The organism is Paraburkholderia bengalensis, assembly GCF_037126505.1.
Classification (GTDB): Bacteria; Pseudomonadota; Gammaproteobacteria; order Burkholderiales; family Burkholderiaceae; genus Paraburkholderia; species Paraburkholderia bengalensis.
Window position 1 is genome coordinate 17,933 of sequence record NZ_JACFYJ010000069.1, and the last position, 25,540, is coordinate 43,472.

A 25,540-nucleotide genomic window follows, 5' to 3' on the forward strand; every position below is an offset into this window, starting at 1 on the left:
CGATGGGGCGCAAGAATGTTCTCCACTGGGCAAGGACGCAACGCGGTCTCGATTCAATCGCTGCTCCCGCGCGAGTACCTGCCTCTCAACCCGTCCGCGAGGACTTTTCGGTCAAAAGCAGGCATGGCTGCATCTCAATCTTCCTCGACTTCTTCTCGCACGGGCACCTCATCGGACCGCACGCAGCAGCAAGCGACTGCGGCAGGGGTGCAACAATGGTTCGACGCCTGGATGAATGCCTGGCGTTCGCTTGGAGCGCCTGCGGCAGCAAGCGGCAATCCTTTTAGCGTTCCATCCATGCCCGACTTCGCGAAAGCGGCGACGGCGCAGGCTGGCTCGATGCCTTTTTCCAATCCCTTCGTCGAGCAGCTGGCCAAGCAGTTCGCTTCGACGCAAGGCCAACCGGACGGCGGTGCTTCCCAGCCGTTCAATGCATTCTTCGGACAGACGTTTCCTCCGCAGTTCGCGCAACAGTTCACGCAGCAGCTCGCGGGGCTGAAGGTGCCGAGCGCGTCGATTCCGCCGGCGCGTCTTCAACAGTTGCAGTCGGACTATTCGCGTGACGCCATGCAGTTGCTGCAACAGGCGACCCAGGCGAGCTCGAATGGCTTCGAGCTGAAGGACCGCCGGTTCAGCTCGGAAGCATGGAAGACCACGCCCGTCTATGCATACACGGCGGCGTGGTATCTGCTGAACGCGCGTTATCTGCAGCAGCTCGCCGATTCGATCGAGACCGACCAGAAAACGCGTGAGCGCATTCGCTTCGCCGTGCAGCAATGGACGGCTGCCGCCTCGCCGAGCAACTTTTTTGCGCTCAATCCGGAAGCGCAGAAGACACTGCTCGAGAGCAATGGCGAGAGCCTGCGGCAGGGCGTGATGAATCTGCTCAGCGACATGCAGCGCGGCAAGATTTCGCAGACGGACGAAACGCGTTTCGGCGTCGGCAAGAATCTCGCGATGACGGAAGGCTCCGTCGTGTTCGAGAACGCACTGATGCAGCTGATCCAGTACAAGCCGCGCACGGCGAACGTGTATGAGCGGCCGCTCCTGATCGTGCCGCCTTGCATCAACAAGTACTACATCCTCGATCTGCAGCCCGAAAACTCGCTGGTCGCTCACGCGCTCGAGTCCGGTCATCAGGTCTATCTGATTTCGTGGCGCAACGCCGATCAGTCGATCGCCGACAAGTCCTGGGACGACTACATCGCCGATGGCGTGCTGACGGCAATCGACACGACGCGCCAGATCAGCGGCCGTGAGCAGATCAACACGCTTGGCTTCTGCATCGGCGGCACGCTGCTCGCCACCGCGCTGTCCGTGGCGGCGGCGCGCGGCGAACATCCCGCCGCGTCGATGACGCTGCTCACGGCAATGCTCGATTTCGCCGACACGGGCGTGCTCGACATTTTCGTCGACGAGGCGCACGTGCAGATGCGCGAGCAGACCATCGGCGGCAAGAACGGCTCGCCGCCGGGCCTCATGCGCGGTATCGAGTTCGCGAACACGTTCTCGTTCCTGCGCCCGAACGATCTGGTCTGGAATTACGTCGTCGACAACTATCTGAAGGGCCGCACGCCGATGCCGTTCGATCTGCTGTACTGGAACAGCGATTCGACGAGTCTGCCCGGTCCCATGTACGTCTGGTATCTGCGCAACACGTATCTCGAAAACAAGCTGCGCGAGCCGGGTGCGCTCACGACGTGCGGCGAGAAGGTCGATCTGTCGCGCATCGATGTGCCCACCTTCATCTACGGCTCGCGCGAAGATCACATCGTGCCGTGGGAATCGGCGTATGCCTCGGTGCCGCTCCTGACCGGGCCGCGCACCTTCGTGCTCGGCGCGTCGGGACACATCGCCGGCGTGATCAATCCGCCCGCGAAGAACAAGCGCAGTTACTGGTCGGTGGCGGGCGACGACAAGACGTTGCCCGAGAACCCCGACGACTGGTTCGAATCGGCTTCGGAAACAGCAGGCAGCTGGTGGCCCGAGTGGACGAAGTGGCTCGACCAGTACGGCGGCAAGAAGATCAAGGCGCCGGCGCAGGCGGGCTCGGCGGAATTTCCGGTGATCGAACCTGCGCCCGGCCGCTATGTGCAGGAGCGCGAGTAATCGTTCGTGGGCCGAAGCATCCGGCGTTCGGCCAGCGAGAACCGGATAACGAGTGACGACGGATGGAGTGAGACAGACGCTGTATCGCAGGAATGCTGACTGACCGGATTATCAACTTGACGGGTGACTGTGGCGAAGCTGGCCGCAGCCCCAGAGGAAACGGAAATGACTGACGTAGTGATCGTATCGGCAGCTCGCACGGCTGTCGGCAAATTCGGTGGGTCGCTGGCGAAGATTGCGGCGCCGGAGTTGGGCGCCACGGTGATCCGCGCCGTGCTGGAACGTTCGGGCGTGAAGCCCGAGCAGGTGAGCGAAGTCATCATGGGCCAGGTGCTGGCGGCGGGTTCGGGTCAGAATCCGGCGCGCCAGTCGCTGATCAAGGCGGGTCTCCCAATGGCCGTGCCCGGCATGACCATCAACAAGGTCTGCGGCTCGGGCCTGAAGGCCGTGATGCTGGCGGCTAACGCGATCATCGCGGGCGACGCGGATATCGTCGTCGCGGGCGGCCAGGAAAACATGAGCGCCGCGCCGCACGTGCTGCCGGGCTCGCGCGACGGCTTCCGCATGGGCGATGCGAAGCTGATCGACACGATGATCGTCGACGGCCTGTGGGACGTGTACAACCAGTACCACATGGGCGTCACGGCGGAAAACGTCGCGAAGGAGTACGGCATCACACGCGAAGACCAGGACAAGTTCGCGGCGCTTTCGCAAAATAAGGCGGAAGCCGCACAGAAGGCGGGCCGCTTCGATGATGAAATCGTGCCCATCCAGATTCCGCAGCGCAAGGGTGATCCGCTGTCGTTCACGACTGACGAATTCGTGCGTCACGGCGTGACGGCCGAATCGCTCGCGGGCCTGAAGCCGGCATTTTCGAAGGAAGGCACAGTGACGGCGGCCAACGCGTCGGGCATCAACGACGGCGCAGCTGCCGTCGTGGTGATGTCGGCGAAGAAGGCTGAGGCGCTCGGTCTCACGCCGCTCGCGCGCATCAAGGCGTACGCGAACGCGGGCGTCGATCCGAAGGTGATGGGCATGGGGCCCGTGCCGGCATCGCGCCGCTGTCTCGAGCGCGCGGGCTGGAGCGTGAACGATCTCGACCTGATGGAAATCAACGAGGCGTTCGCCGCGCAGGCGCTGGCCGTGCACAAGCAGATGGGTTGGGACACGTCGAAGATCAACGTGAACGGCGGTGCAATCGCGATCGGTCACCCGATCGGCGCGTCGGGCTGCCGGATTCTCGTCACGCTGCTGCACGAAATGCAGAAGCGCGATGCGAAGAAGGGCCTTGCGTCGCTGTGCATCGGCGGCGGCATGGGCGTGGCGCTCGCGGTCGAGCGTCCTTAAGCGTCGGGATGCGTCCCTAAGCGTGCGGACGCGTCCGTAGACGGCTGTTTTGAGGAGGCCGCCACGCGCGCCGGCATCCGCCCTCGGGCGATGGCCGCAGCGTGGCGCGGTCCACCAGGCTTTTCCCGCGGTCCGTGTTCCGCGCCTCGGGAGGCCGGGTGGCACAGGAAGGCGAAGCACGAGGCGGCTGGCGTCTCGTAAAACGATAATGGAGTGTGTTTTATGTCACAACGAATTGCGTACGTAACGGGCGGCATGGGTGGCATCGGCACGAGCATTTGCCAGCGTCTGCACAAGGATGGTTTCAAGGTGATCGCGGGTTGCGGCCCGAACTCGCCGCGCCGCGTCAAGTGGCTCGAAGACCAGAAGGCGCTGGGCTTCGATTTCGTCGCGTCGGAAGGCAACGTGGGCGACTGGGAGTCGACCAAGGCGGCATTCGACAAGGTGAAATCCGAAGTCGGCGAAATCGATGTGCTGGTCAACAATGCGGGCATCACGCGCGACGTCGTGTTCCGCAAGATGACGCATGAAGACTGGACGGCCGTGATCGACACGAACCTGACCAGCCTCTTCAACGTGACGAAGCAGGTGATCGACGGGATGGTCGAGCGCGGCTGGGGACGTGTGATCAACATTTCGTCGGTGAATGGCCAGAAAGGTCAGTTCGGCCAAACGAACTATTCGACCGCCAAGGCGGGGATTCACGGTTTCACGATGGCGCTCGCGCAGGAAGTGGCCACCAAGGGCGTGACGGTCAACACCGTTTCGCCGGGCTACATCGGCACGGACATGGTGAAATCGATCCGCGCGGACGTTCTCGAAAAATCGTCGCGACGATTCCGGTGCGCCGTCTTGGCACGCCGGATGAAATCGGGTCGATCGTTGCATGGCTGGCGTCGGACGAGTCGGGCTTCTCGACGGGGGCCGACTTCTCGCTGAACGGCGGCCTGCATATGGGCTGATCCATGAATGTCCCGTTTTGTCGCTGGCCGGGCGAGATGGGACCTTGCATGGTTCAGATGTTTCTGGCGGCGTCTTGTGCGCGCAGTGTCAAGGCTGCGCGCGCGGCAGGACGCCGTTTCTGCGCTTCATTCGCGCTCAAAGGCGTTACATGACCACTACTACAAAGAAAACAGCCGAACGACTCATTAAGAAATATCCGAACCGTCGACTGTACGATACAGAGACCAGCACTTACATCACGTTGACCGATGTGAAGCAGCTCGTGCTGGATCAGGAGGAATTCAAGGTCATCGATGCCAAGAGCAACGAAGACCTCACGCGCAGCATCCTGCTGCAGATCATTCTCGAAGAGGAAAGCGGCGGTTTGCCGATGTTCTCGTCGATCATGCTGTCGCAGATCATCCGTTTCTACGGACACGCGATGCAAGGGATGATGGGCACGTACCTGGAAAAGAACATCCAGGCGTTCATCGATATCCAGAACAAGCTGGCGGACCAGTCGAAGGGCCTGTACGAAGGCAAAACGATGAATCCGGAAGTCTGGTCGCAGTTCATGAACATGCAAGCCCCGATGATGCAGGGCATGATGACGAGCTACATCGAGCAGTCGAAGAACATGTTCGTGCAGATGCAGGAGCAGATGCAGAACCAGGCGAAAACCATGTTCAGCTCGTTCCCGTTCACGCAGCCTACGCCGCAGGGAAATCCCGAGCCGGAGAAGAAGTAGGCGGGCGGTCGTCCGGCGGTATTCCGATGAGTGTTTTTCATGTCCGCCCGGCAGCGAGCCGGGCGGACGCTGCATGCTGCCTGCCGTCGCGCGTACGACGGGCGGCGCGATGCCGGCGTATCGTGCGCGCGGTATAATATGAGGTTGCTTGCGCGGGGCCGCCGTCCCGACTGCCATCTGCGGTCATCTGCGCGGCCCTTTACGCCACGGCCATTCTCACACGGCGCCGTCGCGCGGTGCACCCTACGTTTGCCGCGATCTGGCACCGGGCTGCACGCCCAAGCCCCCAACCATCGCGTCACTCATCGCTTCTCGCCGGACCATTCTATGTCGCAGACTTCTTCTCCCGCCGCGCCCACCGCTTCGAACCCGAAAGTGGGTTTCGTTTCCCTCGGGTGCCCGAAAGCCCTTGTCGATTCCGAACAGATCATTACCCAGCTGCGCGCGGAAGGTTACGAGATCTCCGGCACCTACGACGGCGCGGATCTCGTCGTTGTCAACACGTGCGGCTTCATCGATGAAGCCGTGCAGGAAAGCCTCGACGCCATCGGCGAAGCGCTGACGGAGAACGGCAAGGTAATCGTCACGGGCTGCCTGGGCGCGAAGCAGAGCGCGAGCGGCTCGAATCTGATCGAAGAAGTGCATCCGAAGGTGCTGGCCGTGACGGGCCCGCACGCGCTCGGCGAAGTGATGCAGGCCGTGCACAGCCATCTGCCGAAGCCGCATGACCCGTTCGTCGATCTGGTGCCTGCCGCGGGCGTCAAGCTGACGCCGCGCCACTATGCGTATCTGAAGATTTCCGAAGGCTGTAATCACCGGTGCACGTTCTGCATCATCCCGTCGATGCGCGGCGATCTCGTGTCGCGTCCCGTCGCGGAAGTGATGCTCGAAGCGGAAAACCTGTTCAAGTCGGGCGTGAAGGAACTGCTGGTCATTTCGCAGGACACCAGCGCCTATGGCGTCGACGTCAAGTACCGCACCGGCTTCTGGAACGGCAAGCCGATCAAGACGCGCATGACGGATCTGGTCGCCGCGCTCGGCGAACTCGCCGCGCAATACGGCGCGTGGGTGCGCCTGCATTACGTGTATCCGTATCCGAGCGTCGACGAAGTGATCCCGATGATGGCGGAAGGCCCGTTCAAGGGTCACGTGCTGCCGTATCTCGACGTGCCGTTCCAGCACGCGCATCCCGAGGTGCTCAAGCGCATGAAGCGCCCGGCGAACGCCGAAAAGGTGCTCGAGCGCGTGCGCGCGTGGCGCGAAATCTGTCCGGACCTGACCATCCGCAGCACGTTCATCGCCGGTTTCCCCGGCGAGACGCAAGAGCAGTTCGAAACGCTGCTGGACTTCATCCGCGAGGCGGAACTGGATCGCGTCGGCTGCTTCGCGTATTCGCCCGTCGAAGGCGCGACGGCCAATGAACTCGACGGCGCGCTACCCGACGAAGTCCGCGAGGAGCGCCGCGCGCGCTTCATGGAAGTCGCCGAAGAAGTATCGGCAAAGCGCATTGCGCGCAAGGTCGGCAAGACGCTGAAAGTGCTCGTCGACGAAATCAACGCCGACGGCGGCATTGGCCGCACGGCGGCCGATGCGCCGGAAATCGACGGCGTTGTCTATATCGCGCCCGCGACGAAGGCGTCGAAGCGCTACAAGGTGGGCGATTTCGTGTCGGTGAAGATCACGGGGGCCGACGGCCACGATCTCTGGGGCGAGGTCTAAGCGATGTCGTCGACCGCAGCCGCCCGGACGCCGTCCATCCTCGCGCTCGGCGAGGCTATGGTCGAATTCAACCAGTCCGAAAAGGGCCAGCCGACCTATCTGCAAGGCTTCGGCGGCGATACGTCGAACTTCTGCATCGCGGCCGCGCGCCAGGGCGCGTCGACGGGCTTCGTGTCGGCCGTCGGCAGTGACCAGTTCGGGCGGCTGTTGCTCGACTTGTGGCAGCGCGAGCAGGTCGACACGTCGTTTGTGCGCGTCGACGAACAGGCGCCCACGGGCGTGTATTTCGTGTCGCACGGTCCGTCCGGCCATCAGTTCGACTATCTGCGCGCGGGTTCCGCCGCGAGCCGTTACGCGCCGCGCGACCTGCCGCTCGGCGCCATCGCCGCCGCGCAGCTCATCCATCTGTCGGGCATCAGTCTCGCGATCAGCGTGAGCGCCTGCGACGCCGCGCTCGCCGCGATGGCACACGCACGTGCAGGCGGCGTGCGCGTGAGCTTCGACACCAACCTGCGCCTGAAGCTGTGGCCGCTCGCGCGGGCGCGCGCGATCATGCTTGAGGCGATTCGCCAGACGGACATTTGCCTGCCCAGCTGGGACGACGTCGCCGAGCTGACGGGCCTGACGGATCGCGACGCGATCGTCGATTTCCTGCTCGCGCAGGGGCCGGGCGTGGTTGCGCTGAAGCTGGGCAAGGAAGGCTCGTATATCGCCACACCCGACGAGCGCCGCGTCGTGCCGGGCCACGTCGTGAGCGCCGTCGACGCGACGGGCGCGGGCGACTGTTTCGGTGGCGCGTTCATCGCGCGCATCGTCGCGGGCGATGATCCTTTCGAGGCAGCGCGCTATGCGAACATCGCAGCCGCGCTGTCGACACAAGGCTTCGGCGCCGTCGCGCCGATTCCCGACCGTGCGACGGTCGAGCGGATCATCGGCGCCTGAACGAAACGAAAATAGCACGATCAGACTGTTGCACTGCACAATAACATCGGGCACCATCAGACAGCCCGAGCGGGTTCAGCAAAACAAGGTCGCGCGCAGCGCCTGTCGCGCGCGCGGCGTTCATCTGAGACAACTGGAGGAGCAGGCATGCAACGTGAAGTGGTGGTAGTGAGCGGCGTTCGTACGGCAATCGGCGATTTCGGCGGCAGCCTGAAAGACTTCGCGCCGACGGAACTGGGCGCGCGGATCGTGCGCGAGGCGCTGTCGCGCGCGAACGTCGGCGGTGACGAGGTCGGCCACGTCGTGTTCGGCAGCGTGATCCACACGGAACCGAAGGACATGTACCTCGCGCGCGTTGCGGCGATCAACGGCGGCGTCGCGCAGCACGCGCCCGCGCTGACCGTGAACCGTCTGTGCGGCTCGGGTCTGCAGGCGATCGTCTCGGCGGCTCAGTCGGTGTTGCTCGGCGACGCCGACATCGCAATCGGAGGCGGTGCCGAGAGCATGAGCCGCGCGCCGTACATCATGCCGTCGGCGCGTTTCGGCCAGCGCATGGGCAACGCAAGCATCGTCGATATGATGCTCGGCGCGCTGCATGATCCGTTTCAGACGATCCACATGGGCGTAACGGCCGAAAACGTCGCGAAGAAATACGACATCAGCCGCGAAGCCCAAGACGCGCTCGCGCTCGAATCGCACCGCCGCGCGGCAAAGGCGATCGAGGCCGGCTACTTCAAGGAACAGATTCTTCCCATCACGATTGCGTCGAAGAAGGGCGACACGGTGTTCGACACCGACGAGCACGTGCGCATGAACGCCACAGCCGACGACTTCGTGAAGCTGAAGCCCGTGTTCGCGAAGGAAAACGGTACGGTGACGGCAGGCAATGCGTCGGGCATCAACGACGCGGCGGCGGCTGTCGTGCTGATGGAGCGCAGTATCGCGGAAAAGCGCGGCGCCAAGCCGCTCGGGCGGCTGGTCGCGTATGCGCATGCGGGTGTCGATCCGAACTACATGGGCATCGGTCCCGTGCCCGCGACGCAGAAGGTGCTGGAGCGCGCCGGCCTGAAAGTCAGCGATCTGGACGTGATCGAAGCAAACGAGGCGTTCGCCGCGCAGGCATGCGCCGTCAGCAAGGAGCTGAATCTCGATCCCGCGAAGGTCAACCCGAACGGCTCGGGCATTTCGCTCGGCCATCCGATCGGCGCGACGGGCGCGCTCATCACGGTGAAGGCGCTGTACGAGCTGCAGCGCATCGGCGGGCGCTATGCGCTCGTAACGATGTGCATCGGCGGCGGGCAGGGCATCGCCGCGATTTTCGAGCGCATCTGAGCGGGTCCGGGCGGCATGTGAGGCGGGCTGCGCGGTCAGCGCAGCCCGCTTCCCGACGAACTTGCGGTATAACCGGTCGAACCCCGCTCGCGGCGCGGATGTGATCAAGCCGGTTGAAAGGAAATAACGGATGCACGTATCGAAGTCGAAGTACAAGGCGTTGTGGCCCACGATGCTCGCGGCGGCCGCGCTGGCCATGATGGTCGCGTTGCCCGCCACGACGCACGCAGAAAGCGACGCCGTCAAGCAGCTCGCGGCGCCTGCGCCGATCCAGTTGCCGCTGAAGCCGAGCCCGGAGTTCGCTAAATTTCCGCAGTACGCGGGCACGCTCGGCACGCGGCAGATCGTGCTGCGTCTTGGCAAGAAAACGGATGCCGACGATGCCGGCGGCGTGCACGGCGAATACCAGTACGCCGACACGGGCGAAGTGATCCTGATCGCGGGCGACCGCGACGGCGACACGCTCGAAGTCGAAGAGTCGAACGACGGCACGCACATCACGGGCAACTGGGTCGGCAAATTCGCCGCCGACGGTTCGCTTGAAGGCGAGCGGATGAACGTCGACGACTCCAATCCGCAGGAGTTCTCGTTGCGGCCGCTCGCGGCGGGACAAAAGCCGGCCGCTGTCATGGGCAAGAGCACGGCGCCTCAGACGCCTGCACAGGGGCAGCCCGCCGCGCCGCAAGCGGCGCCGCAGCCGGCGCCGGCCCGCACGGGCAGCCAGCCCGTCAACGGCGTGAGCAATCTGACAACGGGCGAGTGAGCCCGCGCTTCATCGCCTCGATACTTCGCTACATCGCCACTTCGAATCCAACTCTCACTGACCATGACTCAATACACTCCGAAGCACGGCTTGCAGACCCGCATCGTTCAGCCGAGCGACCAGCTGACGCCCGGCTGGGAATCGTTCTCGGTGCCCGTCGCGCGCGCGTCGACCGTCGTTTTTCCCGACCTTGCGGCGATGCGCGCGCTCGACTGGAAGAACGACGCGCAGTGGCGCTACGGCCTGCACGCCACGCCGACGTCGATCGCGCTCGCGCAGCGTCTCGCCGCGCTCGAAGGCGGCAATCACGCACTGTTGCAGCCGTCGGGGCTGTCGTCGATTTCGAACGTGTACTTCGGCCTCGTCAAATCGGGCGACGACGTGCTGATTCCCGACAACGTGTATTCGCCGAACCGCGACCACGCCGAGTGGCTCGCGAAAGACTTCGGCATCACCGCGCGCTATTACGACCCGATGATCGGCGCGGGCATTGCCGATCTGATCCGGCCGAACACGAAGCTGATCTGGCTCGAGGCACCCGGCTCGGTGACGATGGAAGTGTCCGACATTCCCGCCATCACGGCGGCCGCCCGCGCGCGCGGCGTCATCACGGCGATCGACAACACGTGGTCCGCGGGGCTCTCGTTCCGGCCGTTCGATCACGGCGTCGACATTTCGATGCAGGCGCTCACGAAGTATCAGTCGGGCGGCAGCGACGTGCTGATGGGCGCGACGATTACCGTCGACCGCGAACTGCATCTGAAGCTGAAGCTGGCGCGCATGCGCATGGGGATCGGCGTGTCGTCGGACGACTGCTCGCTGATCCTGCGCAGCCTGCCGTCGATGAAAGTGCGCTTCGAGCAGCACGACAGAAGCGCGCTGGCACTCGCAAAATGGCTGAAGACGCGCCCGGAAATCGCCGCCGTGCTGCATCCGGCGTTGCCCGATTGTCCCGGCCACGCGTTCTACCAGCGCGATTTCACGGGCGCGGGCGGGTTGTTCTCGGTCGTGTTCGACGCGCGCTACACGCCGCAGCAGATCGACACGTTCTGCGAATCGCTGGAACTGTTCTCGCTCGGCTGGAGCTGGGGCGGCGCGCAGAGTCTCGCGATGCCGTACAACGTCGCGTCGATGCGCACCGAGTCGTCGTGGCCGCATCGCGGCACGCTGGTGCGCTTCTACGTCGGGCTCGAAGAGGAAGCCGACCTGCGCGCGGACATCGAGCGCTGCCTCGTCGCACTGGGCTGAACGCCGTCCGAACGCCGCGCCGCATGGCGTAAAAAAGCCCGCTCATTCACGAGCGGGCTTTTTCCTTTAGCGATCTTTCACGCGGGCAGAGCGTGGCTTCAAAACAGCCGTAGCAATCCGTCGAGCCCGACGTGATTGAATGCGACGCTCGCCGCCTCGCGCACGACGGGCTTTGCGCGGAACGCAACCGACAGTCCCGCCGCCGACATCATGGTCAGATCGTTCGATCCATCGCCCATCGCGATCGCGCGCGTCGGTTCGATGCCGAGCTTGTCGCAAGTGTCGCGCAGCGTGCGCGCCTTCACGTCGGCGTTGACGATCTCGCCGAGCACACGCCCCGTCAGCTTGCCGTCGACGATTTCCAGCGTGTTCGCGCGCGCGAAGTCAAGACCGAGACGCGCCTGGAGCTTGTCGGTGAAGAAGGTGAAGCCGCCCGATACCAGCAGCGTCTTGAGACCCGCCGCCTTCGCGCCCGCCAGCATTTTTTCGGCGCCGGGCGACAGTCGCAGCCGCTCTTCGTAGACCTTTTCCAGCGCGCTCGCATCGAGGCCTTCGAGCAGCGCGACGCGGCGCGTCAGGCTTTCGTTGAAATCCTTGATTTCACCGCGCATCGCCGCTTCGGTGATTGCCGCAACTTCCGCCTTCCGGCCGCAAAAATCCGCGATTTCGTCGATGCATTCGATCGTGATCAGCGTCGAATCCATATCCATTGCCACGAGGCCGAAATCGGTCAAGCGGCGGCCCGCTTCGACGAACGCATAGTCGAGCGCATGCGTCCCGCAGTAGACGTCGAGATCGGCGCGCTGCGCGAGTTCGGCGTTGCCGATGCGGACCGCGTACGGATCGGTCACGGTCAGATCAGCGCCGCGCGACAACGCGAGGAGCGGCTTGTGATGTTCGGCGGCAAGCGGCGTGGGGCTTTGGATGACGAGATTCATGTTGGAGCGGGAAGGGGCACGCGGGAAATCCGCCTATTGTAGCGGGTTCGCTCCGGAAGACCGGCGAGCCGGGCTCGTACGCGGATCAGCGCAGTCAGGCGACATATCTCAAATATGTCGTATTACCAAATAAAAGGGAGCGCCATCGGGAATTGTCCATGTGGTTTTCCATTGTTTCGGACAGAAGCGTGACGCTGTTCGCATCGCGTGATCCGCGCCAGTACGACAAGACCAAGGGCCCCCGAGCTGCGGCCTGATCACCGCGAGCGACAACGGCTGCAACGCGCTGATGACGGCAAGCAAGGCGGGCAACGCCGCCGTCGTCGGCGACGGCACGATCGACGGACGCGGCGGCAGCCCGCTCGTCAGCAGTGTGCCGAACGACCGGGCGCTGCTGAAGCGCCCGGACGGCGCGGCGATGAGCTGGTGGGACATCGGCTGGAAAGCGAACGGGGTGCTGAGCCAGTCGCAGAACAACCCGCGGCTGATCCAGATCAATAATGGCCGCAACTTCACGCTTTATCGCGTGACGCTGCAAAACGCACCGAAGTCACGTCGTGCCGAGCGGCGTCGAAGGCTTCACGGCGTGGGGCGTGAAGATCTATACGCCGACGGCCGCGTACGAAGCGATGACGAACTATCTCGGCATGCCGTACAGCACGCTCACCGCGAAGAACACCGACGACATCGATCCCGCGAGTTCCGGGCCGATCACGAGCAACCCAGGCAACCCGGCAAGCTGACGGGCGACGCCAGCAACATCGTGATTGCCTACACGTCCATCCGCACGGGCGACGACAACATGGCGATCAAGGGCGGCACGGCGCCCGTCAATGGACGCACGTACAACGTGACCGTCGCCCACAGCCACTTCTATGTAGGGCATGGCATGTCGATCGGCAGTGTATCGTCGGGTGCGGACAACGGCGTGGCGAATGCCGACGTGACGCCCGTCGGCGGCGTGTATCCGAGCGTGAGCAACGTGAACGTCTACCAGCTGTCGATCAACGGCGCGGACAACGGCTTGCGCATCAAGTCCGACTGGAGCCGCGGCGGGCTGGTGTCGAACATCCGGTACACGAACGTCTGCATCCGCACGTCCGATCCCACTCCTGCGCTCGCGTCGGACGCGCTGACCTTCTTTCCGTACTACAGCCCGACGACGAGCGCCGGCCTCCATCCGAACTTCCAGGGCATCGCACTCGATGGCGTGCGCATCGTCAATGCGTCGGGGTACACGTTCCAGGGCTTCAATTCGGCCAGTCCCGTCCTGCTCGCTGCCGGGTGGTCGGCGAGGACGACGGGCGTGCCGAATCCGCCCGTCGCGAATCTGCTGCTGATCTCGCTGAACAATGTCGTCGCCGACGCCGCGCCGCTTAGCCTGAAAGGAGCCGACACGCAGTTCGCGATCGGGCCGGGCGGCACGTCTTTGCCGTCGCAGGTGGGCAGCGGCGTGTCTGTCACGCTGGCGGCGGCTGCGAACGTCGCGCCCGTCGATTGCAGCCAGGCGTTCGCGCCGTTTCCCGGCAAGTAGCGTTCGTATCGATTGAAGCAAGCGATGCCCGCGCGATGCATTCGCACGCATCGCGCGGGCGCGGCGGGACGCTGCACGCGCGCAGCGTCATGGTTCATACTGGCGTCTCGAAACCGGCAGCCGCACGGCAAGCAGTCACAACGAGCCGCTGCATAAGCAGCCACAACAAGCAGCCACAACAAGCAGCCGCATGAGCGGCGAAGACAACACGGAGACACCGATGACCTCGTCCCACGCGACGCAAAGCAGCGCCGACATCGCCCGACTTTTCGATCTGCGGCATCTCGATGCATCGTTTCACGCCGACCCGTATCCCGTCTACCACGCTTTGCGCGCGCATGAGCCCATCAAGCGCATGCCTGACGGCTCGCTGTTTCTGACGCGTTTTCGCGACGTTCAGGCCGTCTATCGCGATCCGAAGACCTTCAGCTCGGACAAGAAAGTCGAGTTCGCGCCCAAGTACGGCGCGACGCCGCTGTTCGAGCATCACACGACGAGCCTCGTGTTCAATGATCCGCCGCTGCACACGCGCGTGCGCAAGCTGATCGCTGGCGCGCTGACGGCGCGCGCGATCGCCGCGATGGAGGACGGCCTGGTGCGGCTCGTCGATGGACTGCTCGACCGGGCGGCCGCGCGCGGCGAGATCGATCTGATCGGCGACTTCGCGGCAGCGATCCCCGTCGAGGTGATCGGCAACCTGCTCGACGTGCCGCACGACGAACGCGAGCCGTTGCGCGACTGGTCGCTCGCGATCCTCGGCGCGCTCGAACCCTCGCTCACGCCGCAGCAGCACGAACGCGGCAATCGCGCCGTGACAGAGTTCGTCGCGTATCTGAAGGATCTCGTCGCGAGGCGCCGCGCAGCGCCTGGCGACCCGCAGCACGACGTGCTTACCCGTCTGATCCAGGGCGAGGCGGGCGGTGAGCAGCTATCGGAAGTCGAGTTGCTGCAGAACTGCATCTTCATCCTGAATGCAGGCCACGAAACGACCACGAACCTGATCGGCAACGGCCTCGTCACGTTGAGCGTGTGGACGGGCGAACGCGACGCGCTGCTGCGCGAGCCGGAACTGATCGAAAGCGCGGTCGAGGAATGCCTGCGCTTCGAAAGCTCGAATCAGCTCGGCAACCGGATGACGATGCTGGACACGGAGATCGGCGGCGTGCCCGTTGCGCGCGGCACGCCCGTGACGCTGTGCATCGGCGCCGCGAACCGCGACCCCGAGCAGTTCGCGGACCCCGACCGCTTCGACATCCGGCGCACGCCGAACCGGCATCTCGCGTTCGGCTTCGGCATACACCAATGCGCGGGACTGTCGCTTGCGCGTCTGGAGGCGCGGATCGCGATCGGGCGTTTCGTGCGGCGCTTCCCGTCGTACAGGATCAGCGGCGAGCCGACGCGCGGCGGACGCGTGCGCTTTCGCGGCTACGCGGCCGTGCCATGCACGGTGGCGACCTGACGCAGCTGTCCGACGCATCTGGCCCCGGCCACGCGGACATGATGCGCACGCACGTCGCACGTTGAATCGGCGTCCGTAGCTTTTTCCTGCTGAAGGCAAGACTTACAGCGGCGCACAGCGGCCGCCGCGCTGCGCGCGCTCGATCCGAACGCGATTCGCGGAAACAGGCAGACAGGCGCGCGCCCGGGCGACACTGGGCACGCTTGCTGCTTCGCATGGCATTCAACTTCGGGAGCGTGCGATGGCTCATATGATCTGGAAAGGCGCAATCAGCTTCGGTCTCGTCCATGTGCCTGTGCAACTGTATCCCGCCACGAAATCGGAGAAAGTGGGCTTCAACCTGCTCGACAGGCGCACGATCGATCCCATCGGCTATCGGCAGATCAACAAGCGCACGGGCAAGGAAGTGACGCGGGACAACATCGTGCGCGGCTACGAGTACGAGAAGGACAAGTACGTCGTGCTGACGGACGAAGAGATTCGGGCGGCCAATCCCGAATCGACGCAAACGGTCGACATCATCGCGTTCGTCGAAGCGCCCGAGATTCCGTTCCTCTATCTCGACACGCCGTACTACCTGACGCCCGATCGCAAGGGCGAGAAGGTCTACGCGCTGCTGCGCGACGCGATGAAATCGTCGGGCAAGATCGGCATTGCGAACGTCGTGATGCACAACAAGCAGCATCTGGCGGCGCTGATTCCCGTCGGGCCGATGCTCGCGCTGAACACGCTGCGCTGGGACGACGAAGTGCGCCCGTTCGACGAATTCAAGCTCCCCGACGAAGACGCGAAGAAGGCGGGCGTGACGCCGCGCGAGCTGGAGATGGCGAAAAAGCTGATCGACGACATGAGCGGCAAGTGGGACCCGTCCGAATACAAGGACACGTTCCGCGACGACATCCTCGCCCTCGTCGACAAGAAGGTGCGCGCGGGCAAGACGGAAGAGGTGATGGATATCGAAACGCCGCGCGAAGCGCAGCCATCGGCGGATATCCTCGACTTGTCGGACCTGCTCAAGCGCAGCCTCGGACGCGGCGGCAAGAGCAAGGGCGCCGCGCGTGCGACGGAGAACGAAGCAGCCGAAGCAGCCGAAGCCGACGCGGACGACGCGGATCACGCCGACGACAAAGCGCCGGCGAAGCCGCGCGCGGCTGCAAAGAAGACCACGCGTCGCGCGAAGACGACGGCCCGCAAGAGCACGGCCACGGCCGCGCGCAAGCGGCGAGCCGCGTGATCGCGACGCCATCGCCGCCCAGGACGTGAAGCCTTGAAGCGGGAAGCGCATATGACGGACAAGCTCGAGACCTATCACCGCAAACGCCGCTTCGACGATACGCCGGAGCCGTCGGGCATCGCCGCGCGCACCAGGCGCGCAACCACCACCTCGGGCGCGAAGCGCGTGCCGCGCAAGGGCGCGGCGCGTGACGGCCTGTCGTTCGTGATCCAGGAACACGACGCCCGGCGCCTGCACTACGACTTTCGGCTCGAGCTTGACGGCACGCTCAAGTCATGGGCCGTGCCTAAGGGGCCGAGCCTCGATCCGTCCGTCAAACGGCTTGCCGTGCACGTCGAAGATCATCCCCTCGAATATGGCTCGTTCGAAGGCGAGATTCCGGAGGGCAACTATGGCGCGGGCTCGGTGATCGTCTGGGATCGCGGCACGTGGGAGCCCGCAGGCGGCGAAGCGGGCGCGCGCGAAGCGTACGCGGCGGGCAAGCTCAAGTTCCAGCTGAACGGCGAGAAGCTGCACGGCGGCTGGACGCTCGTGCGCAGCCACATGCGCGGCAGCGGCGACAAAGAGCAGTGGCTCCTCATCAAGGAACGCGACGACGACGCCCGCAGCGAAGCCGATTTCGACGTGCTCGAAGCGCGGCAGGGCAGCGTGTTGTCCGATGCGCCGGGCGCGCGCGACAACGGCGCGGGCAAGTCTGCTGCGGCGAAGGGAACGATGAAGGGAACGACGAAGGAAGAACGCGCCAACACGTCGATCAAGGCGACGAAAGCCGCCGCGTCGCGCAAGGCAAAAGGCACGCCCGCCGACCGTCCCGACATCGTCGCGACGCGCAACGCGGAATCGTTGCGCGAGCTGGCCGCTCATCCGTCGATAGAAGGCGCGGTGGCAGCGGCCTTGCCCGAGACGCTGAAGCCGCAACTCGCCACGCTCGTCGACAGCGCGCCCGGCGGCGACAACTGGCTCTACGAGATCAAGTTCGACGGCTATCGCGTGCTGGCGCGCATCGACCATGAGGCAAAGCCGCCCGTGAAAATCTTCACGCGCGCGGGCAACGACTGGACCGCGAAATTCCGGCAACAGGTGCAGGCGATTGCGCGCATCGCCGTCGACAGCGCGTGGCTCGACGGCGAGGCCGTCGTGCTCGACAGCCATGGCGTACCGGACTTCCAGGCGCTCCAAAACGCGTTCGACGCGAACCGCCCGCAGGACATCACGCTCTATCTGTTCGATCTGCCCTATCTGAACGGCTACGACCTGCGCGGCGTGCCGCTTGAACAGCGCCGCGCGATCCTGCATGCGCTGCTCGAAACGGCCGCCGACGACACGCTGCGTTTTTCCGCCGACTTCGGCTTCGCCGCCGACGACCTGCTCAAAAGCGCATGCGACATGAACCTCGAAGGCATCATCGGCAAACGGCGCGACAGTCTCTACGTGTCGGGCCGCTCGCCCGCATGGATCAAGCTCAAGTGCAGGCGCCGCCAGGAATTCGTGATCGGCGGCTTTACGGAGCCCGCCGGCAGCCGCGAAGCCTTCGGGGCGCTGCTGCTCGGCGTGTACGACACGAAGGGCGCGCTGCAGTACGCGGGGCGCGTCGGCACGGGCTTCGACGCGGCCAGGCTGCGCGCGATCCGCAAGGAGCTCGACGCGCGCGAATCGGCAACGATGCCGTTCGCGAGCGAGCCGCGCGAGCGCAGCCGCACGCGCGTGCACTGGGTGAAGCCGGAACTCGTCGCCGAATGCAATTTCGCGGAATGGACGAGCGACGGCATCGTGCGGCAGGCGTCGTTCGTCGGCTTGCGCAACGACAAGTCCCCGAAGCAGATCGTCCACGAAACACCACGCAAAGGAGCCGACGTGCAACAGATGACACAGGAGCTAGCGCGGGAGCCGGGCGCCGAGCAGGCGAAAGCGAAACCGTCGGCGGCGAAAAAGCGCGCGTCGAAGGCGGCGGACGTGCCAGACGCCGCACCGGCAAAGGCCGCGACAAAACGCGCGGCACGAGGCGCGGCGGGCGCAGTTCAAGCGCCGGAGAGAGCGCCGGCGAAAACGTCGGCGAAGTCTGCCGGCAAGGCGGGAACCGCGACGGTCGCGGGCGTGCGCATCTCGCATCCCGATCGCGTGATCGACAAGAGCACGGGTGTGCAAAAGATCGCGCTTGCCGAGTACTACGCATCGGTTGCGCCGTGGATGCTGCCGTATCTGAAAGACCGTCCGGTTGCGCTCGTGCGGGCACCCGAAGACATCGGCGGCGAACTGTTCTTCCAGAAGCACAGCCAGAAGCTGGCGATTCCGAACATCACGCAGCATCCGGGGCTGGACCCGGACCATCCGCCGCTGCTGACGATCGAAAGCCAGGCGGCGCTCGTCGGCGCGGCGCAGATGGGCACGATCGAACTGCACACATGGAACGCGGTGGCCGCGAACATCGAGAAGCCCGACCGCATGGTGTTCGATCTCGATCCCGATCCGGCGCTCGGCTGGAAGCGGATGGTCGAGGCGGCGCAACTGACGCGCGAACTGCTCGACGAACTCGGGCTCAAGTCGTTCTGCAAGACGAGCGGCGGCAAGGGCTTTCATGTCGTCGTGCCGATTGCGAAGCAGCTCGGCTGGGACGAGGTCAAGGCGTTCTCCCAGGCCGTCGCGCAGCATATGGCGACGGCGCTGCCGAAGCACTTCGCGGCCAAGATGGGCGCGCAGAACCGCAAGGGCAAGATTTTCGTCGACTATCTGCGCAACAACCGGGGTTCGAGCACCGTCTGCGCGTATTCGCTACGCGCGCGGCCGGGGCTCGGCGTGTCGGTGCCGCTCGATTGGGACGAAGTGCCCAACACCACGGCCGGCGATCAATGGAACATCTCGAACGTACACGAACGGCTCGACTCGCTGACAAACGATCCGTGGGCCGATTACGCAAAGACCAAGCAGCGCATCACGGCTGCGATGCAGCGCAGGCTCGCTACAGCGGAGCACGATTGAACGGCGCCAATCGGCGCAACTCAAGGCGCAAACTCAACGCGCACACTCAACGGGAGGGCGCGAGCGCTTTCCCATCAGGGAGATGAGCATGAAAACGTCACAGCAGCACGCAACGGGCGACGAGCACGAACAACAGGGCTCACGCCCGCAAGGCGACGATCAATCCAACGTGCGCAAGCGCCCGTTCGGCGAGCAGGCCGCGCCGTTGCCGCATGAGGCCGACCAGAGCACGGGGTCGCAGGACGAGCACGCGCCGCGCGGTGTGGGCAAGCAGGCGCATCGCGATCTCGAACGCGGTCTCGAAGACACCGACCGGCGCGGCGGCGGCGACTATCAGGCCCGCACGCAGAATGACGCGAACGTCAACCGCAATTCCGACGATTCCGGCGACGAACACGAATAAACCTATAGCGCGGCTTGACGTGTCAGCGCGATGCGTCGCCGCGCGCGGCGTCCCGATGGTCCCAATACGGCGGATCACCGAAGTGCGCGGCGAGAAAGTCGATGAACGCGACGGTCTTCGGCGGCACGAACGCGCGCGACGGATACACCGCCCAGATCGCGACCGTTTCCGCGAGCGGATACGAATCGAGCACGCTCACCAGTTCGCCGCTGCGCAGATAGGGCGCGACGTCCCACGTCGATTTCAACGCAATGCCGAAACCCGCCAGCAGCGCGTCGCGGATCACTTCGCCATTGTCCGTTGCGAGCCGGCCGCCGACGCGCACGGAAAGCGGCCCGGCCGGTGTAACGAACGACCAGTCGCGCTGATCGGCGAGGATCACGCATTCGTGCTGCGCGAGATCGGACGGATGATGCGGCGCACCGCGTTCGGCGAGATACGACGGCGCGCAGCAGATCACGCGCCGGTTCGTCGCGAGCCGCCGCGCGACCAGCGAGGAATCCTTCAGCGCGCCGAGCCGGATGCCGACGTCGACGCCGGCATCGACGAGATCGACGATCTTGTCGGTGAGCCGCAGATCGACGCTCACGCCCGGATAGCGGCGCAAAAACTGCGCGATCACAGGCGACACATGCTGTCGTCCGAACGACGACGGCATCGACACGCGCAGCCGTCCCTGCGGCTCCGCCTGGCCGCGCCCGACCGACGCGCGCGCCGCGGCCGCCGCATCGAGCAGTGTCTCGGCGCGGGCCATGAAGACCTCGCCCTCCTGCGTGAGACTGACGCGGCGCGTCGTGCGGTGCAGCAGCCGCGCGCCGAGCAGCCGTTCGAGATTGGCGATGCGCGCGCTCGCGACGGCGGGCGACAGCCCGAACTCGCGTCCCGCCGCCGACACGTTCGCCAGCAGTGCGGCACGCACGAACAGCGACACGTCGAGCAGGTCGAGACGATCGCGCTCGTCGGCGGAAGGGGAGAGAAGCTGGCTCATTGACGGATTTCGGACGGGTTTGCGGACGAGTTTGCGGACAACGCGCGATTATTCGGAAAATCCAGAAGATGTTTCAGTCATTTGGATTGTTTTCAGAGGGTAAAGAATTTTCTACAGTTCAGTCAACGCGATCGGCGCGGCGTCTTGGAAGGACCAGCCCGCGAACGGCAAACCTGCCGACCGTTTCCGAATCCCATTGCAGACTTTTCGCGAATCAAGGAGCCATCATGAAAGCCATCGGCCTGACCCGTTATCTCCCTATCGACAACCCCGATTCGCTCGTCGATATCGAGATCGACAAGCCACAGCCGACCGGTCACGACATCCTCGTGAAGGTCGAAGCGATTTCCGTGAACCCCGTCGACTACAAGGTGCGCGCGCCGAAGGACACCGTCGAAAAGACGCCGCGCGTGCTGGGCTGGGACGCCGCGGGCACCGTCGAGGCCGTCGGTCCCGACGTGACGCTCTTCAAGGCGGGGGACCCCGTGTTCTATGCGGGCAGCATCACGCGGCCCGGCGCGAACAGCGAGTTTCATCTCGTCGACGAGCGGATCGTCGGCCGCAAGCCGGCGTCGCTCGATTTCACGCACGCGGCCGCGCTGCCGCTCACGGCGATCACTGCGTGGGAAGCGCTGTTCGCGCGCCTTGGCGTGTCGCCGCAGGGCGAGGACGCGGGCAAGTCGGTGCTGATCGTCGGCGGCGCAGGCGGTGTCGGCTCGGTCGGCATCCAGCTCGCGAAGCAACTGGCGAAGCTGACGGTGATCGCGACGGCCTCGCGCCCCGCCTCGGCGAAGTGGGCGAAGGACCTCGGCGCGGATCATATCGTCGACCATTTCGGCGACATGCCCGCGCAGCTGAAGGCGCTGGGCTTCGAGCAGGTCGATTACGTGCTGATCTTCAACGACACCGACCGGCACTTTCCGGCGGCCGCCGCCGTCATCAAGCCGCAGGGCGGCATTGCGACGATCGTCGAGAACGAAAAGCCTGTACCTGTCGAACTGCTGAAGGCGAAGAGCGCGGCGTTCCATTGGGAATTCATGTTCACGCGCTCGATGTTCGGTACGCCCGACATGATCGAGCAGCACAAACTGCTGACGGAGGTCGCGCGTCTGATCGACGCGGGGGTCTTGCGCACGACGGTCGGCGAGAATCTCGGCAAGATCAATGCGGAGAATCTGCGTCGCGCGCATCGGCTGCTCGAAGAGGGGCGCGCGATCGGCAAGCTGGTGCTGACGGGATTTTGATGGTCGAGTGCCTGCGGCGCGAGGCTCGCCGTGCGTGTCTAACTTTACGCACGCATGCGCGGCCGCGGCTCCCGACGCAGGCGCTTCTGGGGTTTTCTCGTTGCACTTGCATCCGGGCAGCGGTGCGCCGCGCACTCGCAGCGCGGATGCAATGCGCATTTGAGGTGAGCACTCAACCGCCCGCGCCGCAAAGCGGGACAAAAGCCTCGCGCTGCCGGACGAAAAACCATCACCGCTCACGCCGCCTAGGCGTAAACGCGCATGCCTTCACCAAGCCATAAACACAACGACAACACACACTGGCGTTAGACTTCACCTGCATCATGCAAAAAAACCGCTGCGCGCCCATCGGCGCGATCGCAAATGCATGGCCGCGCGGCAGCACAACAACGAGGTGACAGTATGAGCATCAGCGTCAAACTTCCCGCCGTTTCTGTTGTTGCTTCTCTCGCATGCGCAACGCTCGCGCTCGCCGCGTGGGCCACGCCCGCGCGCGCGGCGACGCCCATCACCGTGACGTCGCAGGCAGCCACGGACGGCCCGATCCGCTATACCGTCAAGGTCACGTCGAAGCAGTTCGGCAATTCGCAGGAAACGCGCACGATCCGCTCCGGCGAGTCCGACGACTTCACGTGGAAGACCGTGCCGCCTGGCGGCCCCGTCGCGGCCGATGCCGACTGTCCCGACCTGTCGTCGCTGCCACTCGATGCAAACGGCGCCATGATCCGCCAGACTCAGATCCGATTCGCGCCCGTCGTCGCGAAAGACGGCACCGCGACCGTGCAGATGAACTTCCAGGCGCAAACACCAAAGGGCACAAAAGCGGTGTCGAAAGACGGCAAGTCGCTCAAGTGCCCGAACTACGCAAGCGTGAGCCAGGTGCTGCGCTTTACGATGCCGACCAACGGCAGCGTCAAGACGCTGACGCTGTCGGACGGCTCGCAGGTGTCGGTATCGGCGAAGCGGTAGTGCGCGCGCTGAGCGCATGCTTGTCGCGTATTTCGTGCGGCGTGACGGGGCGGGCTGACGCGCGCGCCGCGTGCGAGGCCGGAATTGCGGCATATCTGCCTGCGTTCGGCGCACATGCGTCAACAGTTGGGCCGGCACATGCGACATCACGCCGGCGCACCGCGGCGAGTTGCGCGAGCGCCGACTCGACGGGCACGACAGGTTGAGCAGCTAGCCGCGGCCCGAGCCGCGCTCGATGAGCCGCGAGGCGAGAAACCGGTGCTCCGGCGAAAACAGCCGCCGATATGTCAGCAGCACCGCGCCCACCGTCCCGAGCGCAGACGACGCGGCAATCAGGAACATGATGACGATCTGGTAGCGCACGGCCTGCAGCGGCGATTGCCCGGCGAGCACCTGGCCCGTCATCATCCCCGGCAGGCTGACGACGCCGACCACGGCCATCTGGTTGAGCGTCGGAATCATGCCCGCACGCACGGCCTGGCGCGCGGGGCCCTGTGCCGCTTCCCAGCGCGTCGCGCCGAGCGCGAGCGCCATGTCGACGCGGTCGCGCCGCGCCGTCAGTTCCTCCGTCATTCGCTCGATGCCGAGCGACACGCCCGTCAGCGTATTGCCGAGAATCATGCCGAGAATGGGGATCGCATATTGCGGCTCGTACCACGGCCGGATGCGGATCACCGCGAACAGGCCGACGGCCGCGACGAGCCACGCGCTCGCCCAGATCGACAGGATGCTGTCCGCGCGCTGCCCGGCATAGGTGAGCGTGCCGCGTCCCGCGCCCGCAAAGCCCGCGATCAGCGTCATCAAGATCATCAACGGCAGCACCACGTACCAGCGGTCGTACGCGAAGACCCACGCGAGCACATAGCCGATCGCGAGCAGCTGGACGACCGTGCGCACGGCCGCCCACGCGAGCTTGCGTTCGAGATCGAGCTTGAGCAGCAGCGACACCGCGCCGTTCACGACGATCAGGAGCGCCGCGAGCGCGACGTCCCACAGACTGAGATTCTGCAAGGTCATGAGCGGGCCTCCGTGGCGGGAGTGAGCGCGCCTGGCGGCGTGTCGTCGAGCACGCCCGCGCGCATCGTCAGATGACGGCTGGAGACGCGCGCCGCCTGCGCGAGATCGTGCGAGACCCACAGCCACGCACGCGCATGCGGCGCGGCGTCGAACCACGCGCGCACGAGACCTTCGATCGCCAGCGCCGATTCGGGGTCGAGCGAGGCCGTCGGCTCGTCGAGCAGCAGCACGTCGGGCGCGAGCTGCAGCACGCGGATGAGCGCGGCGATCTGCGCTTCGCCGCCTGACAGCTCGCTCGCGCGCCGCTCGAGAAAGTCGGCGGCGCGTCCTGCCTGCGACGCGAGCGCTGCCGCTTGCGCGCGGTCGAAGCGCACGTCGCGATACGCGCGCAGCGTGTACGGATAGCGCAAATTGTCTTCGACGGTGCCGTCGAGCAGCGCGGGCCGCTGGCGGATATAGGCGACATGGCGGCGGTAGCGAGGAATGGCCGCGCGCGCGATGCGCTTGCCGCGCCATCGCACCTCGCCGCCATCGAGCGGATCGAGCAGCGCAAGTGCGCGCATGAACACGCTCTTGCCCGAGCCCGACGGACCTGTGATCGAGATGCGCTCGCCGGCGCGGATCGCGATGCGCGTGGCGTGCAGCAGCGTTTGTCCGCGCGTTGCGTCGCGCCGCACGATGTCGGTGGCATCGACGAGGGGCCGGTCTGTCATGTTCGTGTCGTGGGGCATAAGAATGGATGTTCGTCGCAGCGCATCATCATAGCGAAGCCGTAGAGGGCGTGGAGAGAGGCGTGGAGAGGCTCAGACGCGGGCACAGTGCATGCTCGCCTGACTATCGAGGCAGGTATTTTCTCCGGAGCACTCATGGCTGTGCTGCATTCGGCAAGCGGGTCGGTCGGCAAATCGATAGGGAAGGTTCTCGCGTGGCTGGTAGTCGTGCTGCTGATTCTGATCACGGCGCTGGCGGTGTTCGTTGTGACGTTCGACTGGAATCGCGCGCGGCCCTACGTGAACGACAAGGTCAGCGAGGCGATCGGGCGTCCGTTCGCAATCGAAGGCGATCTGAAGGTGGGCTGGCGGCATTCCGTCGGCGAGACGGGCTGGCGCGCGTGGGTGCCGTGGCCGCGTTTCTCCGCGCAAAACGTCACGGTCGCGAATCCCGACTGGACGAAGCAGAAGCACTTCGCCACGCTCGACGAAATCAATTTTCAGGTCAAGGTGCTGCCGCTGATCACGCACGACATCGTGATTCCGACGATCAATGTCGTGAATCCGTCCGTGGATCTCGAACGGCTGCTCGACGGGCGCAATAACTGGACGTTCAAGCTGAAGTCGTCGGCGAGGCCGTCGGAGTGGAAGCTCGACCTGCACGACATCGCGTTGAACAAAGGCACTATCGCGCTTTCCGACCAGCAGAAGAAGATCGAGATGCAGGCCGTCGTCGATACGCTCGGCCAGCCAATCCCCATCGGCGAAGCGATCAGGCAGCAGGAAGGAGCGTCGCGCAAATCGTCGGCGGACGTGGTAGGCAAGCAGGGCGCGAAGCAACTGACGGCCCAGGCGCAGGCGACTGCGGCTTCCGGGGCGTCGGGCGCCACCGCGCCGGGCGTGCCGGTGGCGTCGGCG

The 25,540-nt window shown here is 65.0% G+C and carries 20 protein-coding genes and 1 pseudogene; 17 read left to right on the forward strand and 4 right to left on the reverse strand.

Annotated features, from left to right (window positions below; translation table 11 throughout):
* The first annotated feature begins 123 nt into the window (after nt 1-123).
* From phaC to H3V53_RS30560, 9 genes and pseudogenes are all read left to right on the forward strand, one after another.
* Entirely contained in the window at nt 124-2,109 is a 1,986-nt protein-coding gene (gene phaC / locus H3V53_RS30520; RefSeq protein ID WP_336601044.1) for a class I poly(R)-hydroxyalkanoic acid synthase, read from the forward strand.
* A 165-nt stretch (nt 2,110-2,274) separates the two neighbouring features.
* On the forward strand, nt 2,275-3,456 hold the full coding sequence (locus H3V53_RS30525) for an acetyl-CoA C-acetyltransferase (protein ID WP_336601045.1): 1,182 nt from the start codon (nt 2,275-2,277) through the stop codon (nt 3,454-3,456).
* A gap of 222 nt (nt 3,457-3,678) precedes the next feature.
* Nucleotides 3,679-4,418, forward strand: a pseudogene (locus H3V53_RS30530) (3-ketoacyl-ACP reductase).
* A gap of 149 nt (nt 4,419-4,567) precedes the next feature.
* Nucleotides 4,568-5,146 (forward strand): polyhydroxyalkanoate synthesis repressor PhaR, encoded by a 579-nt coding sequence (gene phaR, locus H3V53_RS30535; protein WP_336601046.1) that lies wholly within the window; start codon nt 4,568-4,570, stop codon nt 5,144-5,146.
* Between the two features lie 327 nt (nt 5,147-5,473).
* The gene (gene rimO / locus H3V53_RS30540; RefSeq protein ID WP_336601047.1) at nt 5,474-6,865 is read left to right on the forward strand and encodes a 30S ribosomal protein S12 methylthiotransferase RimO; all 1,392 of its coding nucleotides are present in this window, start codon (nt 5,474-5,476) and stop codon (nt 6,863-6,865) included.
* Nucleotides 6,866-6,868: 3 nt separating this feature from the next.
* Nucleotides 6,869-7,807, forward strand: coding sequence for a sugar kinase (locus H3V53_RS30545; RefSeq protein ID WP_336601048.1), 939 nt, complete (start codon nt 6,869-6,871; stop codon nt 7,805-7,807).
* A 147-nt stretch (nt 7,808-7,954) separates the two neighbouring features.
* Nucleotides 7,955-9,139 carry a beta-ketothiolase BktB gene (bktB, locus tag H3V53_RS30550; protein WP_336601049.1) on the forward strand — a complete coding sequence of 395 codons (1,185 nt, stop codon included), beginning with the start codon at nt 7,955-7,957 and terminating at the stop codon, nt 9,137-9,139.
* Between the two features lie 130 nt (nt 9,140-9,269).
* Nucleotides 9,270-9,902, forward strand: coding sequence for a hypothetical protein (locus tag H3V53_RS30555; RefSeq protein WP_336601050.1), 633 nt, complete (start codon nt 9,270-9,272; stop codon nt 9,900-9,902).
* A gap of 63 nt (nt 9,903-9,965) precedes the next feature.
* The gene (locus H3V53_RS30560) at nt 9,966-11,150 is read left to right on the forward strand and encodes a cystathionine beta-lyase (protein ID WP_336601051.1); all 1,185 of its coding nucleotides are present in this window, start codon (nt 9,966-9,968) and stop codon (nt 11,148-11,150) included.
* Nucleotides 11,151-11,248: 98 nt separating this feature from the next.
* Here H3V53_RS30560 and serB read toward each other — a convergent pair whose 3' ends face one another.
* Nucleotides 11,249-12,088, reverse strand: a complete 840-nt coding sequence (serB, locus tag H3V53_RS30565; RefSeq protein WP_336601052.1) for a phosphoserine phosphatase SerB — start codon at nt 12,086-12,088, stop codon at nt 11,249-11,251.
* A gap of 289 nt (nt 12,089-12,377) precedes the next feature.
* Here serB and H3V53_RS30570 point away from each other — a divergent pair, with 289 nt between their 5' ends.
* From H3V53_RS30570 to H3V53_RS30590, 5 genes are all read left to right on the forward strand, one after another.
* Nucleotides 12,378-13,622, forward strand: coding sequence for a glycosyl hydrolase family 28 protein (locus H3V53_RS30570; protein ID WP_336601053.1), 1,245 nt, complete (start codon nt 12,378-12,380; stop codon nt 13,620-13,622).
* A gap of 220 nt (nt 13,623-13,842) precedes the next feature.
* Nucleotides 13,843-15,081, forward strand: a complete 1,239-nt coding sequence (locus tag H3V53_RS30575) for a cytochrome P450 (RefSeq protein ID WP_336601054.1) — start codon at nt 13,843-13,845, stop codon at nt 15,079-15,081.
* Between the two features lie 241 nt (nt 15,082-15,322).
* Nucleotides 15,323-16,315, forward strand: coding sequence for a non-homologous end joining protein Ku (ku, locus tag H3V53_RS30580; RefSeq protein ID WP_336601055.1), 993 nt, complete (start codon nt 15,323-15,325; stop codon nt 16,313-16,315).
* 51 nt (nt 16,316-16,366) lie between these two features.
* The gene (ligD, locus tag H3V53_RS30585) at nt 16,367-19,291 is read left to right on the forward strand and encodes a DNA ligase D (RefSeq protein WP_336601056.1); all 2,925 of its coding nucleotides are present in this window, start codon (nt 16,367-16,369) and stop codon (nt 19,289-19,291) included.
* Between the two features lie 88 nt (nt 19,292-19,379).
* On the forward strand, nt 19,380-19,694 hold the full coding sequence (locus H3V53_RS30590) for a hypothetical protein (protein ID WP_054926741.1): 315 nt from the start codon (nt 19,380-19,382) through the stop codon (nt 19,692-19,694).
* A 22-nt stretch (nt 19,695-19,716) separates the two neighbouring features.
* On the opposite strand, the gene H3V53_RS30595 is transcribed toward H3V53_RS30590, so the two are convergent.
* A complete protein-coding gene (locus H3V53_RS30595) occupies nt 19,717-20,682 on the reverse strand; it encodes a LysR substrate-binding domain-containing protein (protein WP_054926738.1) in 966 nt (321 codons plus the stop codon).
* 227 nt (nt 20,683-20,909) lie between these two features.
* Between H3V53_RS30595 and H3V53_RS30600 the strand changes: the two genes are divergently transcribed.
* Together H3V53_RS30600 and H3V53_RS30605 are read left to right on the forward strand one after the other, a co-directional pair.
* Complete coding sequence (locus H3V53_RS30600; RefSeq protein ID WP_336601057.1) at nt 20,910-21,926, forward strand: zinc-binding alcohol dehydrogenase family protein; 1,017 nt, start codon at nt 20,910-20,912, stop codon at nt 21,924-21,926.
* Nucleotides 21,927-22,328: 402 nt separating this feature from the next.
* Nucleotides 22,329-22,895: a DUF6013 family protein gene (locus tag H3V53_RS30605; protein ID WP_336601058.1), complete on the forward strand. Its 567-nt coding sequence runs from the start codon at nt 22,329-22,331 to the stop codon at nt 22,893-22,895.
* 210 nt (nt 22,896-23,105) lie between these two features.
* On the opposite strand, the gene H3V53_RS30610 is transcribed toward H3V53_RS30605, so the two are convergent.
* Both H3V53_RS30610 and H3V53_RS30615 read right to left on the reverse strand, forming a co-directional pair.
* A complete protein-coding gene (locus H3V53_RS30610; protein ID WP_336601059.1) occupies nt 23,106-23,912 on the reverse strand; it encodes an ABC transporter permease in 807 nt (268 codons plus the stop codon).
* Nucleotides 23,909-24,625 (reverse strand): ABC transporter ATP-binding protein, encoded by a 717-nt coding sequence (locus tag H3V53_RS30615; protein WP_336601060.1) that lies wholly within the window; start codon nt 24,623-24,625, stop codon nt 23,909-23,911. The genes H3V53_RS30610 and H3V53_RS30615 overlap by 4 nt, the downstream gene beginning before the upstream one ends.
* 153 nt (nt 24,626-24,778) lie before the next feature.
* Here H3V53_RS30615 and H3V53_RS30620 point away from each other — a divergent pair.
* On the forward strand, nt 24,779-25,540 hold a 762-nt coding region (locus H3V53_RS30620; RefSeq protein WP_336601061.1), incomplete at its 3' end, for an AsmA family protein.